Origin of the sequence: Nesterenkonia sp. DZ6 (assembly GCF_022565835.1) — a bacterium.
Taxonomy (GTDB): domain Bacteria; phylum Actinomycetota; class Actinomycetes; order Actinomycetales; family Micrococcaceae; genus Nesterenkonia.
On record NZ_JAJOYW010000003.1, the window covers coordinates 311,149 to 329,286 of the forward strand.

Here is an 18,138-nt window from a genome sequence, read left to right on the forward strand (position 1 = left end):
CGCAGCTGAGGGGTGTCAGTCGGCTCGGATGGCTTCGATGCTGTAGCCCATGCGGAACCATTTCCCGGGCTCCAGGTGGATCAGGTCCTCACCGCTGTTGAGCGCATTCGGCGGGCAGGTCATCGGTTCGACGGCCACCCCGGCGCGATCGATCCGCTCCCCGGTGTAGACCTGGACCCAGGGCGAGTCGGCGATCATGCGCACCACGAACCCTGAGGGCCCGTGGATGAGTTCCGCGGTCCAGCCCTCCTCGGGCAGATCGGTGAAGGCGTGATCGATGTTGCGCCCGGCCAGCAGCGGGCCGTTGGTGAGGTCGAAGTCCTGAGAGACCGACTTGCGGCCGGTCACAGTGCCATCGGCCTTGGTCTTGAGCATCGTCCGGGCGGGGAGCCGCAGCCGGCATTCCCTCAGCGAGGCCCCACCAGCAGTCAGGTAGGGGTGGAAGCCGGCGCCGAAGGGCGCGGTCTGCGGGACCTGGGCGGGGGTCGCGTCGGTGCCATCGATGTCAGCATCAGGGGCGTCGGCGTCGCGGACTTCGGCTTCTGAGGCTTCGCCGTCGGGGACGTCGGTGTCGGCGACTTCGGTGTCTGTCGCGTCGGCATCGGCGACCGCGGCGTCTGGGGCCGCACTCTCCTGGTCTTCGCTGGCGGAGGCAGCCAGGTCGTGCTTGAGATCCTCGTCCTCGGCTGTTTCGCCGTCGGGGGTGTCGCCGTCAGGGGTGTCGCTGTCTGCGGCGAGGGCGTCTGCAGCGTCGGCGTCAGGCGTATCGCTGTCGGGCTCGGCTGCCCTGAGGCCTGCGCTGTCGGGCTCGTCGGCACCGGGGCTCACGTCGTCGTCGTCGTCCCTCGCGCCTTCTGAGGCTTCAAGATCACCGGCTTCGACGCCGTCTGCGGCCAGAACGCTGTCATCAGCTTCGACAAGAGGTGCCTCGGTCTCCGGGGCGCCGTCCTCCAGCTGCTCAGGGCGGTAGCGCGCCATCAGTGTCGCGGCGAGGCCGACGTCGGCGGAGACCCGGTAGGTCAGGGCGATGTCCAGGCCGAAGGGGTATCCCTCCGAGCTCTCCAGCCAGCCCGCCAGCTGCACCTCGGACTCCTTTTCGGAGATCACGCGCAGCGGCAGGTCGATGAGCAGTCCGTGCAGGGCGGCACCGGTGGCCTCTTCGTTGACCGGAAGCAGGTGCTCCACCCCGTTGTAGGTGTAGCTGCCACCCTTGGTCCGATTGGGCCACGGAGCCAGCACGGCCCCGGCGAAGGAGCCGTCGGTCTTCGCGGCGGGCACGATGAGCTCGTCCTCGTGATGTGTGAGGTTGAGCAGCTGGCCGCCGAGAAGGCTGACCTCTGCCGTGTATCCGCCGCCGGTGATGGATACCGAGTTCATCGCGTCCATTTGTGGTGCCTCCTACGAAGCGTCGCAATTCTCTGCGCTTCCCTGACACTGCCCCGACCCGGCTGAAGACCAGGCGGACGGTGGCAGTGAAACGCAGAGTTACATGTATGGCAACAGTACCCAAAAGGCGATAGTCCGGCCTATTCGTGCCGAACCTCGGGGTGCGGGGGTGCAAGACTGACCCATAAGGCATAATGACCGGTTACCCCTTCCGAGCGAGTGTGATGACAATGAATACATCTGCAGTGACGACTTCTGAAGAATTCTCGATCCCGGCGGCCGGCGCAGGCGGCAGCTTCTCCCATACCCCGGGGAAGAAGATGGTCTGCCTGGACGTGGACGGCACGATCGTCTTCCACGACGGTCGGATGTCCGGCGCCGTGAAGGAGGTCGGTCGCGCCCTGGTGGCCGAGGGGCACACGGTGGTGGTCTCCACCGGCCGGTCCCTGCCGGCGACGCTTCCCGTGGTCGAGACCTTCGGCATCGAACACGGCTACGCGGTGTGCAGCAACGGCGCAGTGACCGTGCGGATCGATGTGTCCCTCGAGGACGGCTACGAGGTCCTGGACCGGCGGATCTTTGACCCCGCTCCCGCGCTGGACGCGCTGGTGGAGCGGCTGCCGAATGCCCGCTACGCCATCGAGACCTCCGTCGGCGACTTCCTCTCCACCGAACGCTTCGAGGACATGTCCTTCGGCCTCGATGCCCGCGGCGTGAGCTTCCAGGAGATGAAGGAGGCCGAGGCCGTCCGGCTGGTGGTCAACTCCACCGAGTCCACCGCTGAGGACTTCGCCACCGCGGTGGAGAGCATCGGCCTGCACGGGGTCACCTATTCGGTGGGCTGGTCGGCGTGGCTCGACATCGCCGCCTCCGGAGTCAGCAAGGGGTCCTCCCTGGAGGCGCTGCGCGAACGGCTCCAGGTGCCCGCCAAGGACACGGTCGCCGTCGGTGATGGGCGCAATGACATCGAGATGCTCGGCTGGGCCGCCCGCGGCGTCGCCATGGGGCAGGCGCCCCAAGAAGTGATCGACGTCGCCGACGAGCTCACCGCCCCGGTCGAGGAAGACGGACTGGTGCCGGTTCTGCGCAGCATTCTGAAGCAGGATTGAGGCGCGGGGGCGGTCACCCCGCGCCCAATCCGCCCCACAAACACATCGAGTGGGCGATCTGAGTGGATTCAACGGCCGTTCCGGCCCGGAGAATCACTCAGATCGCCCACTCGATGAGGGTGGGGCTCTAGGAAGCTAGGTCAGCGCAGGGGCAGCTTCTCGTCTGCGGTGAGCGCGACGTCGTCCTCGGGCTCCTTCTCCCCGCTCCACGCCCGCTTCATAGACATGATGCACTCCACCAGGACCCAGACCGCGGCGAAGATGATGACCACGTTGATCGTCAACAGCAGCCACTCGCCGTTCTCGAGGAAGCTGAACACCTGGACCACAGCGGCGTAGGAGCTCATCACGAGCACGAACGCCATCGGGATCAGCACCGGCAGGAACGGGCGGTTCTTGCGCATCAGCATCACCACGATGATGCCCATGGTCAGCGAGGCCAGCAGCTGGTTGGTGGTGCCGAACAGCGGCCAGATCAGCATGCCGCCGGAGCCGTCGGCGCCCTGCGAGAAGGTCAGCCCGCCACCGATCACGATCACCACGATGGTCGCCGTGATGACGCCGATCCGGATCTTCGCGAGTTCGCCGATCTCCTGGACCACGAAGCGCATCAGGCGCACGCCGGTGTCCATGGTCGTCGCCGCGAAGAGCACGGCCATGGTCGCCAGAATGGTGGCCGAGAGGCCCACCGGGATCCCGAGGCCCGCGTTGACGATCGCGCCGCCGCCCGCGACGAAGTTCCCGACCGGGTTGTCGTTGAAGGAGGAGTAGACCTCTTCCCACTGGGTCAGCGTCTGGAAGCCGGCGGTGGTGGCGATGATCGCACCCAGGGCCAGCAGGCCCTCGCCCACGGCTCCGAAGTATCCGACGAAGCGCGCATCGGTCTCCCGGTCCAGCTGCTTCGAGGTGGTCCCGCTGGCGACGGTGCCGTGGAAGCCGGAGATCGCGCCACAGGCGATGGTGACGAAGAGCAGCGGAATCATCGAGGGGGTGCCCTCAGGCAGGTTCGTGTTGATCGCCGGAGCCACGATGGTCGGAGTGGCGAACATCGTTGCGCCGTAGAGGATGCCCAGACCGATGAAGAGCTGCACGCCGTTGATGTAGTCACGTGGCTGCAGCAGCACCCACACCGGCAGCAGCGAGGCGATGCCGGCGTAGAGGAAGAGCACGATGATCCAGACGCCGTTGGGCGCCAGGCCGAAGGTGCTCTCCGGCAGTTCGATCGGGTACGCGTTGCCCAGGATGATCAGGCTGTAGAGCGCGATGACGCCGACTGCGGTGACTGCCAGCAGGTTCCAGCGGAACCGGTAGATCGCCTGACCAACCAGCAGCGCGACGATCAGCGCGCCCCAGGTGGGTATGACCGCCCCCGGCTGGGAGACCAGCAGGTTCGAGATCACCACGGCGAAGGCTGCGACCACCATGAGCAGCAGCAGGAAGACCACGACCAGGAACAGGTTGCGGCCGCGGGCGCTGATGTAGCGACCCGAGAGCGTGCCGATCGACTGGCCGCGGTTGCGCTGGGAGGCCCAGAGTGCGCCGAGGTCATGCATGCCCGCGATGAACACGGTGCCGACGGTGACCCAGATGAACGCCGGGAGCCAGCCCCAGATGACGGCGACGGCGGGGCCCACGATGGGCGCTGCGCCGGCCACCGAGGTGAAGTGGTGGCCCCAGAGCACGTAACGGTTCGTGGGGACGTAGTCCACGCCGTCGTTGAACTGATGCGCGGGCGTCTTGAACTCCGCGTTGAGCTTGTAGACCTTCTTCGCGAGGAACCGCGAATACAGGAAATAGCCGCTGAGCATCATAGCGACGCCGATCGCGGCGATGACCAGAGAGTTGACTCCGTCCATCTTGACCTCCTCATTGGGGGCGCCTGCATGAGGGCAGGCGCCGGTTACGGTGCGAGTGATGTGATGGCAGACATAGTACGCAGATTGTGTGAGCGAGGACACCGCCGAGTCGTGACGCGCGACTAGGATCATCAGATGCCCCAGCCCAGCGAGCGCCCGGTGACCCCCGCACTGACCTTGGAGGAGCTCTGGCCGCCCTTCGCCCTGCGCATCGAATCCGCACGGATCGAGCTGCGGGTCGTGCGCGAGACCGACTTTCCTGCGTATGCGGACGCCGCGACATCGGGGGTCACCCAGACCAGCAGGAATCCGTTCCGCCATGCCAGGAACGAGCAGGAAGCTGCAGAACTTCCGAAGAGTGCGCTGCCGCGGCTGTGGTCCACTCGATCCGAGATCGGCCCAGACCAGTGGAGTCTGATGCTCGGAATCTTCCTCAAGGGTGCCGGCAGCGCCGAAGGTTGCCTGACCCAAGAGCCCGGTGAGCTCATCGGGATGCAGGACTGCCGCGCCGAGGATTGGTCCGTGCTGCGCACCATCGGATCCGGCAGCTGGCTGCGCGCCGACCGGCAGGGCCAGGGCCTGGGCACCGAGGCTCACGCCGCGATGCTGCTGTGGGCCTTCGACCACTTCGGCGCGGAATACGCCGAGTCCGGCGCCTCCACCTGGGACGAGCGCTCGCGGCGGGTCGCCGAGACGCTGGGCTACTTCACCGCCGGCACCCGTCGGGTCCCGGATGCCCACGGCGAGAAGCCCGAATGGGAGCACATGTTCCGGCTGCCGAAGAACGACCTGCTCCGCCCGCCCTGGCAGATCCAGGTCACCGGCAACGACCGACTCAGGGGCTTCTTCGGTCATGACTGAGTCAGAGGCAGGCCCCGCGCGCTCGACGCCGGCACCCCCGGCGACGACGACGCCCGCGCTGCCCGTGAGCACCGACTGGGTGCGCGCCGTCGTCACAGGTGCCCAGCACATCCCTGCCCCGGCCGGCCCCGGGTTCTACGCCAGCGCGGCGGGAGTCCTGCGCGGAATCGGGCTGATCCAGCTGGACCCGCTCACCCGGGTCTCCACCGCGCAGCGGCTCACCACGCTGACCCGGCTGCCGCGCAGCGCCCGGGCCGAGGACATCGACTCCTCGCTCTGGCCGGCGGGAGCTCCGCTGCACGGGGCGCCGGTCTCCTTCGAGGCCTTCACCAAGGTCGCCTGCGTGTTCCCGATCGAGGACTGGCCGCTGCTGCAGCTGCGCCGCGAACGCGTCCGCGAGACCTACGCGCTGAGCCTCGATCCGAAGATGCGCGCGCAGATCCGCGAGGTGGTCGCCGCGGCGGAGAGCGGCGCCCAGATCGGCGCCATCGAAGCCGCGATGGGCGCCACGCGCACCACCGGCTGGAACTGGTCTGAGATCAAGCACGCCGCCGAGCTCATGGTCCGCACCGGGGAGCTGGTGATCACCGCGCGCAACGGGATCATCCGGCTCTTCGACCTGCCTGAACGCGCGCTGCCTGCACCGATCCTCGAAGCGGCACACCTCCCGAGGGATCAGCTGCGCGCCGATCTCGCCCGCCGGGCCGCCGGAACCCTCGCGGTGATGACCGCGGCCGACTTCGCCCACCATTACCACCTCTCCACCGCCGACGCCGCCCGTGGCATCGCGCTCGCCGGGCTCACCGCGCTGCAGGTCCAGGGATGGAAGGACCTCGCCTACTGCCACCCACAGCTGCTGGACCCGGTGCCCGATCGCGCCGCCCCTGAGGCAGACGCCACTCCGCAGCCCTCCCCACACACCACCTCGCCGCTCGGCACCGCACCGGCAGCCCAGTCCCGACTCATCGGCCCCTTCGACCCCTTGCTGCGAGACCGCGGTCGGGCCCGCCGGATCTTCGACTTCGACTACAGCTTCGAGGCCTACGTGCCCAAGGACAAGCGGCTCTACGGCCACTACGTCATGGCGGTGCTCTCCGGCACCGAGATGGTCGGCCGGGTGGACCTCCAGCGCGTGGGCGGGGTGCTGCAGCTCAACCGGATCTTCCCTGAACGTGGACACAGCACCCGCGCGGTCACGGCCCGGGCCCGCGCCGGGGCCGGGACGCTGGGCGCCCAGCTCGGCACCGAGGTGGAGCTCCGGGACGCCGCACGAGACCGTTGACCGGGCGCAATGTGTACGCTTGGCCGTGGAAGCGGACGCGCAGCGAGAATCCTTCACGGGCTTCCGGTGCGGCCGCACAGCAGTGCTCTTGACGCTCAACACTAGGAGAACCCGTGGCCCTGACTCACGATGTCACCATCGAAATTCCCGAAGGCTCCCGCGTGAAGTACGAGATCGACCATGAGACCCACCGTCTCCGGCTCGACCGCGTGCTCTTCACCCCCATGCAGTACCCGACCCACTACGGGTACTTCGATGACACCCTCGGTGAAGACGGTGACCCGCTGGACGCGATGGTCTGGATCCCGGGCGTGGACCTGGTCCCCGGCGTCGTCGTGGAGTCCCGCCCGGTGGGCGTGCTGAACATGACCGACGACGGCGGCGGCGACGCCAAGCTGCTCTGCGTCCCCAAGGACAAGCGCTTCGATCACATCCAGGAGCTCGAGGATGTGGATCAGTGGACGCGCCAGGAGATCGAGCACTTCTTCACCCGTTATAAGGACCTCGAGCCCGGCAAGTGGGTCAAGATCGAGGGCTGGGCCGGTCGCGAAGAGGCTGAGGCCGAGCTGACCCGCTCCATCGAGCGCTTCAAGGGCTGACCCAGCCCGACTTCCCAGCGAGTGGGCGATCTGAGCGACTTTTCCGCCGTCTTCGACGGCGATCTTCGCTCATATCGCCCACTCGCTGCGTGCGGCGGTGTTCGCGCGCTCGCGGACCCCGCCGCGTCCAAGCACCCGCTGCGCGCTGGGGCACCTGGCCTGGGCCGGACTCTTCGGCCGACGGATGCTCAGCGACAAGATACTGGACCAGATCACCGGCCGGGTGATGGGCTGAGCGTCGCCGCCATGGGCTGAGCCCGGCCGCCCGGCTGGCGGCGCTGTCACGGAGCTGAGGTTGTTGTGGTGTGATGGACCGATGAACAGCACCTCCACGGCACAAGCCAGTGACCTGATGATCAATTGGGAGCTCGCCACCACGACGGCGGCACGAGTGGCCCCGGCGGGGCCCCGGTTCAGCGCCGCCCAGGTCCAGGAGGAGGTGGCCGCCCTGCGCGGCGCAGCCGCCGAGGCTGTCGACCACGTGCACCGGATCACCGGGCTTGAGGCGGCCCGGAACCTGGGCGCCGATCCCGCCGAGACCCTCGTGGTGGACCGCGCCACGTGGTCCAAGGCCAATGTGGAGAGCTTCCGCGAGCTGCTGGGGCCCGCGCTGAAGGTCGCCCTGGAGCAGAAGCCGGAACTCGGCAAGGAGGGCTCCAACGCGCAGGTCTTCGGCTCCTCCTTCGCCGGCGCCGAGCTCGGCGCGGTGCTGGCCTTCCTCTCCGCCAATGTGCTGGGGCAGTTCGATCCCTTCACGCAGAACCGGCTGATCCTGGTCGCCCCGAACATCGTGGAGATCACCACCGAGCTCAACGTGGTGCCCGAGGATTTCCGCCTCTGGGTGTGCCTGCACGAACAGACCCACCGGGTGCAGTTCGCCGCCGCGCCCTGGCTCGCCGACCATCTCAAGGCCAAGATCACCGAGCTGAGCTCTTCCACCATGGGTATGGCCTCAGGACTGGGGGATCGGCTCGGGGAGATCATCGAGCAGGTCCGGGCCGGCCGGGGACTGGTCGAGGTCATCCAGACCCCGCAGGACCGCGAGACCATGTCCCACCTGACCGCCGTGATGAGCCTGCTCGAGGGTCACGCCAACGTCATCATGGACGGGGTCGACGCCTCGATCGTGCCCAGTGTGAAGACCATCCGGCGGCGCTTCGAAGCCCGCGGCAAGACCCGCACCCCGCTGGAGAAATTCATCCGCAAGCTGCTCCAGCTCGACGTGAAGGCCGCCCAGTACCGGGACGGACAGAAGTTCGTCGGACACATCGTGGATGCCATCGGCATGGACTCCTTCAACATCATCTGGGAGTCCCCCGAGCACCTGCCCACCGAGCATGAGCTGCACCACCCGCAGGAATGGATCGAGCGCATGGGACTGGCGTGAGCCCCCGCTTCCCCGACTCGGTGAACCGGGCGCGCCGCGCCGTCGAAGCCGTCCTTGATCCTGAGGGGCTGACCCTGGTGGCCTGTTCCGGCGGAGCCGACTCGCTCGCCCTGGCCGCTGCCGCCGGCTTCCACCAGCAGCGCCGCGACGGCGGCAGGGACAGCCCCAGCCCTGACAACAGCCCCAGCCCTGACAACAGCCCCAGCGCACCGGGCGGTGCACGGGTGGGCGCCGTCGTCGTGGACCACCAGCTGCACCCGGACAGCGAGGCCGTCACCACGACGGCGCGGGCCCAGCTGACACGCCTTGGGCTGCACCCGGTGATCTCCGTGAAGGCGACCGTGGACCCCGACTCCGGCGAGGGCCCCGAGGCGGCAGCCCGCTCGGCGCGCTACCGGGCCTTCTCCCAGGCGCTGGCCCAGACCGGGGCCACTCGGATCCTGTTGGCCCATACCCGTGATGATCAGGCCGAGCAGGTGCTGCTGGGCCTCGCCCGCGGGTCGGGGACCCGCAGCCTGGCCGGGATCCCTGCCGTGCGCGGCCCATTCCGGCGCCCGCTGCTGGGGCTGACCCGCGCCGAGACCGAAGAGATCTGCGCCCATGCGCAGCTGAGCCCCTGGCAGGATCCCGCGAACACGGATCCCCGCTTCCTGCGCTCGAGGGTCCGCACCGAGATCCTGCCCTATCTCGAGGACCAGCTCAGCAGCTCCATCCGAGAATCGCTGGCGCGCACCGCACAGATCGCCGCAGAGGATGCGGCATACCTGGACCAGGAGGCGAAGGCCCACTTTGAGCTGCTGCTCGAAGATCCCGGGCTTCAGGGGCAGCTGCGGATGGCGCTGCCAGCGCTGCTCGGCGCGCCGCCGGCGATCCGACGCCGGGTGATCGCGCTCGCCGTCGTCGCCGCGGGAGGCGCCAACCCCTCGTTCGAGCGGCTCGGCGCGGTGGAGAAGCTCCTGGCGAAGACCGGATCGGCGGGCCCGATCGAGCTGGAGGGAGGGGTCAGCGCGCACCGCGGGACGCGGGGGAGCCCGGACTATGCGAAACTTGTCATCGTTCCACGCCTGAACTGAGGAACGCGAGACCTTCTACAAGGAGCTGGACACCACCCATGGACGCTCAGGATGTCAGTGCAGATCTCACCGAGGTGCTCTACACCAAGGATGAGATCGACGCGAAGATCAAAGAACTTGCCGCAGTCATCGATCGTGACTACGCAGACAAGGACGTGCTGCTGGTCGGCGTTCTCAAAGGCGCGGTCATGGTCATGGCCGATCTGGCCCGCGCGCTGAGCTCACACGTGACCATGGACTGGATGGCGGTGTCCTCCTACGGCTCCGGCACCAAGTCCTCCGGGGTGGTGCGCATCCTCAAGGATCTCGATGCGGACCTGATGAACCGCCATGTGCTCATCGTCGAAGACATCATCGACTCCGGCCTGACGCTGTCCTGGCTCAAGACCAACCTGGAATCCCGCGGGCCCGCCTCGCTGGAGATCTGCACACTCTTCCGCAAGCCCGACGCCGTGAAGGTCGACATCGACGTGAAGTACGTCGGCATGGACATCCCGAACAAGTTCGTCGTCGGCTACGGCCTGGACTTCGCCGAGAAGTACCGGAACCTCGACTGTGTCGGGATCCTGGCTCCGCACGTCTACCAGTGAGCTGACCGCTCGCCGCGGCAGACACGGGAGGAGCTGGGCTGTGGATGAGATCGTACCGGTGCGGCCGGTGAGCAAGGCCGCGGCCGCCTACTCCAGCCTGCGCAGCAGCATCCAGGCCGGCGAGCTCGCGCCGGGGGAGCGCATCACGCTCAGATACCTGAGCGACATGCTCGACATGAGCCTGACACCGGTGCGCGAAGCGCTGAATCGGCTTCAGGCCGAAGGGTTCGTGGTTCACGACCCGCACGGCAGCACCTTCATCGCCGAGCTCACCCCGGAACGCATCGAGCAGGTCTACCGGCTGCGCACCGTGCTCGAGCCGCTCGCGGTGCGCCAGGCCGGGCAGCAGCTGACCCCAGGTGATCTCGAGGATCTGCGCGAGCTCGTCTGCGCCTGCGATCAGGCACAGACCGCGCTGGAGGTCGTGCAGCGCAACGAGGCCTTCCACTACGCGCTGTATCGGCTCAGCCGAGACGCCCTGTTGATGGGCTTCATCGACCAGCTCTGGGCCGGCATGCCCTATCCCTCTCTGGGCCTCTACGCAGATCAGGAGCGGGTGTCCCAGTCCAGCCGTGAGCACCACGCGATCCTCGACGCCCTGGTGGCCGAGGATCTGGATGCCGCAGCCGCACTGACCGCGCAGCACATCGAACACGGCCGTGAAGCCGCCCTGAACAAGCTCTGAGCCTCCGGCCGTCGAGCCGCTCCGGCCCGAGGACCCTGGCGCATCCCGGGCCACTGGCACACCGGCACCCGCCCCATGCCGGGTCCGTCCGCCGCCTCATGCAGGGTGCCGCTCGCCTCGCCAATCCTCGCACCGCTCGCCTCGCCAATCCTCGCACCGCTCGCCTCAGTTGATACTTTATAAAATGCAAAGTAGCGTAACGCTGGCCACACCGGTGACGTGCCACACACAGGCAGTGAGCCCGCGCGGTCAGGCATCTGAGACTTTCGAGGAGACACGTGCGCGGCGAGACTGAATCGCGGGCAATGCAGCCCGCAGGATCCCCCTCCGAGACGCTTCCGGGCGAGGGGACTTCCAGCGAGACCCACAGGATGACGACGCCGGCCGAGCCGGTCCACGCAGACGCCGCCGAGGAGTTTGACCGGCCCGAGAGCTGGACCCGCATCATGGGTCTGCCCATCGGATGGTTCGCCCTGCTGTTCGGCGTCATCCTGCTCTGCGCCGCGCTGGGAGTGCTGCCGAACACGATGCTCGCCGGCTTCGCCGTCGTCATCCTGGTCGGGGCGCTGCTGAACTGGCTCGGCGGACGAGTGCCCGGCCTGCGCAACTACGGCCTGCCCACCGTGCTGTGCATCCTGACCCCGGCGATCCTGCTCCACTTCGGCTGGTTCCCCCAGTCGCTTGCGGAGAACATGGAGATCTTCACCGACGGCTCCGAGATCGGCTTCATCGACTTCTACGTCGCCAGTCTCATCGCCGGCTCCATCCTGGGCATGCCGCGAGCGCTGCTGCTCAAGGCCGGCGCGCGGATCGCGGTGCCGCTGATCGGCACCATCATCACCGTCTTCGTCGTCGTCGGCGCGGTGGGAACCGCGCTGGGCTTCGGGCTGCGCGATTCGGTGCTCTTCGTGGCGGCTCCGATCATGGGCGGAGGTGTGGGCGCCGGCATCGTGCCGATGTCCGGGATCTACTCAGACCAGATGGGCGGCGACGCCGGAGCCTATGTGGCACAGCTGATCCCCGCGGTGATCATCGCCAACGTGCTGACCATCTTCTGCGCCGGCATCTTCAACGGCATCACCTATAAGGGCCAGCAGTTCTTCGTCGGCTTCAACGGCAACGGGCAGATCGTGCGGGTCGAAGGCAGCGCTGATCAGTTCAAGTCCAGGCCGAAGCCCACCAGCGGATCCTTCAACGTGCTCGTCGTGGGCCTGACCCTGGCCGCCACGCTCTTCCTGGCCGGCAGCATCATCGCGGAGTTCGTCCCCGGGCTGCACGCCTACGCCTGGACCATTCTGCTGGCTGCCTCCATCAAGATCTTCGGACTGATGCCAGCCTCCTTCGAGGACGCCGTCTCGAACTGGTTCGGGTTCGTCTCCGGAACGCTGACCCCGGCGCTGCTGGTGGGCATCTCGATCACCTTCTTCGAGTTCGACGAGCTCGGCCGGCTGCTCTCCGACTGGCGCTACCCGGTGCTCGTGGCGCTGGCCGTAGTGGTCGCGATCCTGGTCTCCGGTGCGCTGGGCTGGCTGGTGAAGATGTATTACGCCGAAACCTCGATCGCCATCGGCATGGGCATGACCGACATGGGCGGCACCGGGGATGTCGCCGTGGTCTCCGCCGCGAACCGGCTTGAGCTGATGCCGTTCCTGCAGGTCTCCTCCCGGATCGGCGGGGCCCTGGTGCTGCTGACGGTCTCGCTGCTGATCCCGATCATCGGCTGACCCGGTCGTTTCGCCCCCTCCGTTCGGCGCACGCTCCCGGCTGGGCGAGTTCTCCCGGAGGCGAACTTGTCCAGCCCGGGTTAGCCCCATCACCTCGAGCCCGAGTACCTTTAGATGCTAGGTATATCTGCGTCTGACGGAGCTGCATGAACTTCAAGAAGATCTTCACCGGGCCACTGTTCTGGATCGTCCTGGCGGTGGTGCTGCTGCTGCTTGTCGTGCCGATGATGTTCTCCTCCTCGGCCAACGGTCAGCGGGTGGACACGAATGTCGGCATGGAGCTCCTTGCCGAGGGTGAGGTCGTCGAGGCCTCCGTCGAGGACGGCGACCAGCGCGTCGATCTGAACCTGAGCTCCCCGTATGAGCAGGACGGGCAGGAGGTCGGCGACGTCGTCCACTTCTTCTACTCCTCGGCTCGCGCCGAGACCGTGGTCGAGGCCATCGCCGACGCTGACCTCGAGGGCTACACCGATGAGCCGGAGCAGTCGAACTGGCTGCTCTCCATGCTCGGCTTCATGATCCCCTTCCTGATCATCGCGCTGCTCTTCATCTGGCTGCTGACCCGCATGTCCGGCGGCAACTCCCGGGTGATGCAGTTCGGCAAGTCCAAGGCCAAGATGTTCGACAAGGACATGCCCCAGGTGGCGTTCGGCGACGTGGCCGGCGCTGAAGAGGCAGTGGAGGAGCTCCATGAGATCAAGGAGTTCCTCTCCGAGCCCGAGAAGTTCCAGCGCCTAGGGGCGAAGATCCCCAAGGGCGTGCTGCTCTATGGCGCCCCCGGCACAGGCAAGACGCTGCTGGCCAAGGCCGTGGCCGGCGAGGCCGGCGGCGCCTTCTACTCGATCTCAGGCTCGGACTTCGTGGAGATGTTCGTCGGCGTCGGCGCCTCCCGCGTGCGGGACCTCTTCAAGCAGGCCAAGGAGAACGCCCCGGCCATCATCTTCGTCGACGAGATCGACGCCGTGGGCCGCCAGCGCGGCGCCGGTGTGGGTGGAGGCAACGATGAGCGCGAGCAGACGCTGAACCAGCTGCTGGTGGAGATGGACGGCTTCGACGCCAACACCAACATCATCGTCATCGCCGCCACGAACCGGCCCGACGTGCTGGATCCGGCGCTGCTGCGTCCCGGCCGCTTCGACCGACAGATCCCCGTGGAGGCTCCCGACTTCGCCGGCCGCCGCGCGATCCTGGAGGTCCATGCCAAGGGCAAGCCGATGGTCGACGACGTCGACCTCAAGGCCGTGGCCCGCAAGACCCCCGGCTACACCGGTGCGGATCTGGCCAATGTGCTCAACGAGGCCGCGCTGCTCACGGCACGCTCCAACGCCGACCTGATCGATGACCGCGCGATCGACGAGGCCATCGACCGGGTCATGGCCGGACCGCAGAAGCGGACCCGGCTGATGAAGGACCACGAGCGCCGGGTCACCGCCTATCACGAGGGCGGCCACGCGCTGGTGGCGGCTGCGCTGAACTACTCCGCGCCGGTCACCAAGATCACGATCCTTCCGCGCGGCCGCGCCCTGGGCTACACCATGGTCGTGCCCGAGGAGGACAAGTACTCCACCACCCGCAACGAGCTGCTGGACACCATCGCCTACGCCATGGGCGGCCGCGTGGCGGAGGAGATCGTCTTCCAGGACCCCTCCACCGGGGCCGCGAACGACATCCAGAAGGCCACCGAGACCGCACGCCGGATGGTCACCGAATATGGGATGAGCGCGAGGGTCGGCTCCGTGAAGCTCGGTTCCGGCGACACCAGCCCGTTCCTGGGACGCGAGATGGCCCAGGGCAAGGAGTACTCCGAGGACCTCGCCTCCGTCATCGACTCCGAGGTCCGCGCCATCATCGACGAGGCCCACGACGAGGCCTACCACGCGCTGCATGAGAATCGGCATGTGCTCGACCGCCTCGCCGAGGAGCTGCTCCGCGTGGAGACCCTCAATGCCAAGGAGGTCGCCGCGATCTTCCACGACGTGATCAAGCGCCCGGTCCGCCAGATCTGGGAATCTTCCCCGGGACGACCGGTCACGATCACCTCCGAGGTGGTGCCGGAGGACGAGCGGGACCCCGAATACCAGTTCGGCGGCGAGAACTCCGATGCCTGACCGCCCTCCCACCCCATCCGCCGACCGGTCGGGCAGTCGCTCCGTCGGCGCCGCCGGTGCGGTCACCCCGCTTGAAGGCTCGGTGGATCTGCCGCGGATCGAGGCTGCGGTGCGCGAGATCCTGCTCGCCGTCGGGGAGGACCCGGAGCGCGAGGGTCTCAAGGGCACCCCGGCCCGGGTGGCCCGGGCCTATGAGGAGGCCTTCCAGGGTCTCCGCGAGGACCCTGCCGAGCTGATGTCGACCACCTTCGACATCGGCCACGAGGAGCTCGTGCTGGTCCGCGACGTTCCCTTCTACTCCACCTGTGAACATCATCTGGTGCCCTTCTTCGGCCACGCCCACATCGGCTACATCCCCTCCCCGGAGGGCAAGGTCACCGGACTGAGCAAGCTCGCCAGGCTGGTGGACATCTTCGCCAAGCGCCCGCAGGTCCAGGAGCAGCTCACCACTCAGGTGGTCGACGCCCTGGTCGAGCATCTGGCTCCTGGCGGGGCGATGGTCGTCGTCGAGGCCGAGCACCTGTGCATGTCCATGCGCGGGGTCTCCAAACCCGGGGCGCGGACCATCACCTCTGCGGTGCGCGGTCAGCTCCGCGACGCCGCCACCCGCGCCGAGGCGATGAGCCTGATGCTCCACGGCCGGCCCCACTAGCAACCCTCCTGACTGAATCGGAGAGCCAGATGCGCACTTCCATCATGGGGATTCTGAACCTCACCCCGGACTCCTTCTCCGACGGCGGCCGGTTCGACGACGGCGCGGGCACCCCCGACGTCGTGGCCGCGGTCACCGAGGCGCTGCGGATGACCCAGGCCGGCGCGGCACTGATCGACGTCGGCGGGGAATCCACCCGCCCCGGCGCGCAGCCCACACCGTTGCTCGAGGAGCAGCGCCGGATCCTGCCGGTGATCGAGGAGCTGCTGGGCTGCGGGATCGCCGTCTCGGTGGACACCCGCCGCGCGGCGACCGCCCGGGCCGCCTTTGAATGCGCAGATCGCCGCGGAGTCGACCCGCGGACGCTCATCATCAATGACGTCTCGGGCGCGCTCACCGAACCGGACATGCCGGAGCTGATCGTCGAGTCCGGGGCGCAGGTGGTGATCACGCACAACCGCGGAGACTCCCAGACGATGGGGTCGCTGACCGATTATGACTCGCTGCTCGTGGACGTGATCGCCGAGCTGCTCGCCGTGCGGGACCGCTATCTCGACGCCGGTGCCCGCCGCGAACAGCTCATCCTGGACCCCGGGATCGGGTTCTCCAAGACCCCTGAGCAGAACTGGGAGCTGATCCGCAGCCTGGAGAGCTTCGTCCGGCTCGGGCACCGAGTGCTCTTCGGGGCCTCCCGCAAGGGATTCCTCGCCCCGGTCACCTCCGGGGAGGCTCGGGACACCGCCACGGCGGTGCTCTCGGCGCTGGCGGCCCAGGCCGGCGTCTGGGGAGTCCGGGTCCATGACGTGCAGGGAAGCCGCGATGCTGTGCAAGTGATCGACAAGCTGAGAAGCTAGAAGGATGTCCAGCAGGAGCAGCTCCCGTGACACCATCCGGCTCACCGGACTCACGGCCACCGGCCACCATGGGGTCTTCGACTTCGAGAAGCGCGAGGGCCAGATCTTCCGGGTCGACGCCGAGCTCACGCTGGACTTCCGCGCCGCCGGTCGCAGCGATGCCCTCGCCGACACCGTCTCCTACGTGGAGATCGCCGAGCTGATCCACGCCGCCATCACCGGCGAGCCCTTCGACCTGATCGAGGCCCTCGCCGATCACCTGGCCCGGGAGATCCTTGCCGGCGATGAGCGCCTTGCCGCCGCGGAGATCACCGTGCACAAGCCGCAGGCGCCGCTGACCCAGACCTTCCAGGACGTCTCGGTGACCGCCCGCCGGGACCGCGCCGACCTGGCTCCCGGCCTGGACCCGGACGCCACCCCCGCCGCGGAGGTCACCGCCGTGCTGGCGCTGGGATCCAACCTCGGGGAATCCGCAGTGACGCTGGCCTCGGCGGTCGCCGCGCTGGACCGCGCGGAGCAGGTGCGGGTGCTCAAGCAGTCCCCGGTGGCCAAGACCAGGCCGGTGGGCGGGCCTGCCGGGCAGCCTGACTTCCACAACCAGGTCATCGAGATCGCCACCACGCTGAGCCCGCATGCCCTGCTGGGATGCACCCAGCAGATCGAGCAGGAACACCACCGGGCCCGCGGCGCCGCGAACGGCGAGATCCGCTGGGGCCCGCGCACCCTGGACATCGACATCATCACCTACGGCCAGGCAGGAATCTCCTCGGTGACGCTGCAGGTCCCGCACCCGCGGGCCGCACAGCGTGGATTCGTGCTGGTCCCCTGGACCTGGATGGACCCGCAGGCGAAGCTGGCCGGAGCGTCGGTGGCCGAACTCGCTCGGCATGCCGCCGATGCCGGCGCCGTGGAACCGCTGGAGAGTGCGCGATGAGCCGGCTCTCCGTGCTGCGCCTGCTGATCATCGGCGCCGTCGCCGCCCTCGTCGGGTTCATCACCACCGTCTACTTGTCCGCCCACGGGATGGGCTCCCCGGTGCTGCCGCGGACCTCCTTGGTGACCCTGCTCGGGATCGCGCTGATCGTGCTGACCCTGGGGCTGATGGTCTGGCGCGATCAGCGCAGGATCGCGACCGCGGCGGCGAAGGGTCGGCGCAGCCAGCGCAGCCTGCACCCGCTCCACGCCGTCCGGGTCCTCACCGCCGGACAGGCCGGCGCCTACGCCGGGGCGCTGATCGCCGGCTGGCATGCGGGTATCCTCGGGGACCTGGTGCCTGCCGCAGCGCTGACCGCGCCGAACGTGAACTCATCCCTGCTGATGATCACGGGAGGAACGATCTGGGTGATCATTGGATTCGTCGTCGAGCTGCTCTGCAGGATCCCCCCGGACGAGAATCCACCGGGCGAGGGGCGCCGCAGAGAGCCCGAACGCAACACAGGACCGATACCCGAGGAGGGCTATGCCCGCGGAACCCATTGATCCCACAGGTGTCACCTGGACCCGGGTGGACGAGCGGTACATCACCGTGAAGTTCATCACCGGCATCCTCGGCTGGGTGATCACCCTGGCAGTGGTCGGTACCCCGATCGTGCTCGACACCCTCGGGGTCTTCGGCGGCATCCCGCTGTGGATCAAGATCGTGGTCTCCGCCGTGCTGCTGACCTGGGCGGCCGTGGACCTCTGGCTGATCCCGCGTCGGATCAGGGCCATCGGCTACCACGAGCGCCAGGACGATCTGCTGATCCGCCGCGGCATCCTCTTCCAGCGGGTCGTCGCGGTGCCCTACGGCCGGCTGCAGTACGTCGACATCGAGGCCGGGCCGCTGATGCGCCGCTACGGGCTCTGCACGGTCCAGCTGAAGACCGCCGCCGCGGCCACCGACGCCGTGATCCCGGGCGCCTCCCGCGAGGAGGGCGCACGGCTGCGTGAAGAGCTCTCGGTCCGCGGCCAGGCTCGCCTGGCTGGTCTGTGA

The 18,138-nt window shown here is 68.0% G+C and carries 18 protein-coding genes; 16 read left to right on the top strand and 2 right to left on the bottom strand.

Translation table 11 applies throughout. The features are described 5' to 3' along the window. Positions 1-15: 15 nt before the first annotated feature. Positions 16-1,386: an aldose epimerase family protein gene (locus tag LTH93_RS09975; RefSeq protein WP_241470867.1), complete on the bottom strand. Its 1,371-nt coding sequence runs from the start codon at positions 1,384-1,386 to the stop codon at positions 16-18. Between the two features lie 320 nt (positions 1,387-1,706). Here LTH93_RS09975 and LTH93_RS09980 point away from each other — a divergent pair, with 320 nt between their 5' ends. Further along, entirely contained in the window at positions 1,707-2,495 is a 789-nt protein-coding gene (locus LTH93_RS09980; protein WP_241470918.1) for an HAD family hydrolase, read from the top strand. Positions 2,496-2,635: 140 nt separating this feature from the next. On the opposite strand, the gene LTH93_RS09985 is transcribed toward LTH93_RS09980, so the two are convergent. Further along, positions 2,636-4,351: a carbon starvation CstA family protein gene (locus tag LTH93_RS09985; RefSeq protein ID WP_241465583.1), complete on the bottom strand. Its 1,716-nt coding sequence runs from the start codon at positions 4,349-4,351 to the stop codon at positions 2,636-2,638. Between the two features lie 135 nt (positions 4,352-4,486). On the opposite strand from LTH93_RS09985, the gene LTH93_RS09990 reads away from it, so the two are divergent. The 15 genes from LTH93_RS09990 (at position 4,487) to LTH93_RS10060 (ending at position 18,138) form a co-directional block, all read left to right on the top strand. After that, positions 4,487-5,212, top strand: coding sequence for a GNAT family N-acetyltransferase (locus tag LTH93_RS09990; RefSeq protein WP_241470868.1), 726 nt, complete (start codon positions 4,487-4,489; stop codon positions 5,210-5,212). Next, positions 5,205-6,494 carry a DNA glycosylase AlkZ-like family protein gene (locus LTH93_RS09995; protein WP_241470869.1) on the top strand — a complete coding sequence of 430 codons (1,290 nt, stop codon included), beginning with the start codon at positions 5,205-5,207 and terminating at the stop codon, positions 6,492-6,494. Before LTH93_RS09990 ends, LTH93_RS09995 begins: the two co-directional genes overlap by 8 nt. 119 nt (positions 6,495-6,613) lie before the next feature. Further along, a complete protein-coding gene (locus tag LTH93_RS10000; protein WP_241465779.1) occupies positions 6,614-7,093 on the top strand; it encodes an inorganic diphosphatase in 480 nt (159 codons plus the stop codon). Between the two features lie 97 nt (positions 7,094-7,190). After that, positions 7,191-7,328, top strand: coding sequence for a hypothetical protein (locus LTH93_RS10005; protein WP_241470870.1), 138 nt, complete (start codon positions 7,191-7,193; stop codon positions 7,326-7,328). Positions 7,329-7,409: 81 nt separating this feature from the next. Then, the gene (locus tag LTH93_RS10010; protein ID WP_241470871.1) at positions 7,410-8,480 is read left to right on the top strand and encodes a zinc-dependent metalloprotease; all 1,071 of its coding nucleotides are present in this window, start codon (positions 7,410-7,412) and stop codon (positions 8,478-8,480) included. Continuing rightward, positions 8,477-9,553, top strand: a complete 1,077-nt coding sequence (tilS, locus tag LTH93_RS10015) for a tRNA lysidine(34) synthetase TilS (RefSeq protein ID WP_241470872.1) — start codon at positions 8,477-8,479, stop codon at positions 9,551-9,553. Before LTH93_RS10010 ends, tilS begins: the two co-directional genes overlap by 4 nt. A gap of 38 nt (positions 9,554-9,591) precedes the next feature. Further along, entirely contained in the window at positions 9,592-10,143 is a 552-nt protein-coding gene (hpt, locus tag LTH93_RS10020; RefSeq protein ID WP_241466357.1) for a hypoxanthine phosphoribosyltransferase, read from the top strand. Positions 10,144-10,183: 40 nt separating this feature from the next. After that, positions 10,184-10,828, top strand: coding sequence for a GntR family transcriptional regulator (locus tag LTH93_RS10025; RefSeq protein ID WP_241466356.1), 645 nt, complete (start codon positions 10,184-10,186; stop codon positions 10,826-10,828). Between the two features lie 371 nt (positions 10,829-11,199). Beyond that, a complete protein-coding gene (locus LTH93_RS10030) occupies positions 11,200-12,552 on the top strand; it encodes a 2-hydroxycarboxylate transporter family protein (protein ID WP_241466355.1) in 1,353 nt (450 codons plus the stop codon). Positions 12,553-12,698: 146 nt separating this feature from the next. Continuing rightward, positions 12,699-14,660: an ATP-dependent zinc metalloprotease FtsH gene (gene ftsH, locus LTH93_RS10035; protein ID WP_241466354.1), complete on the top strand. Its 1,962-nt coding sequence runs from the start codon at positions 12,699-12,701 to the stop codon at positions 14,658-14,660. Beyond that, a complete protein-coding gene (gene folE, locus LTH93_RS10040; protein WP_241470873.1) occupies positions 14,653-15,312 on the top strand; it encodes a GTP cyclohydrolase I FolE in 660 nt (219 codons plus the stop codon). The genes ftsH and folE overlap by 8 nt, the downstream gene beginning before the upstream one ends. Before the next feature lie 29 nt (positions 15,313-15,341). Then, positions 15,342-16,166 carry a dihydropteroate synthase gene (gene folP / locus LTH93_RS10045; RefSeq protein WP_241470874.1) on the top strand — a complete coding sequence of 275 codons (825 nt, stop codon included), beginning with the start codon at positions 15,342-15,344 and terminating at the stop codon, positions 16,164-16,166. 4 nt (positions 16,167-16,170) lie between these two features. After that, positions 16,171-17,100, top strand: coding sequence for a 2-amino-4-hydroxy-6-hydroxymethyldihydropteridine diphosphokinase (folK, locus tag LTH93_RS10050; RefSeq protein ID WP_241470875.1), 930 nt, complete (start codon positions 16,171-16,173; stop codon positions 17,098-17,100). Beyond that, complete coding sequence (locus LTH93_RS10055; RefSeq protein WP_241466350.1) at positions 17,097-17,645, top strand: DUF3180 domain-containing protein; 549 nt, start codon at positions 17,097-17,099, stop codon at positions 17,643-17,645. Before folK ends, LTH93_RS10055 begins: the two co-directional genes overlap by 4 nt. Further along, entirely contained in the window at positions 17,626-18,138 is a 513-nt protein-coding gene (locus LTH93_RS10060; protein ID WP_241466349.1) for a PH domain-containing protein, read from the top strand. The genes LTH93_RS10055 and LTH93_RS10060 overlap by 20 nt, the downstream gene beginning before the upstream one ends.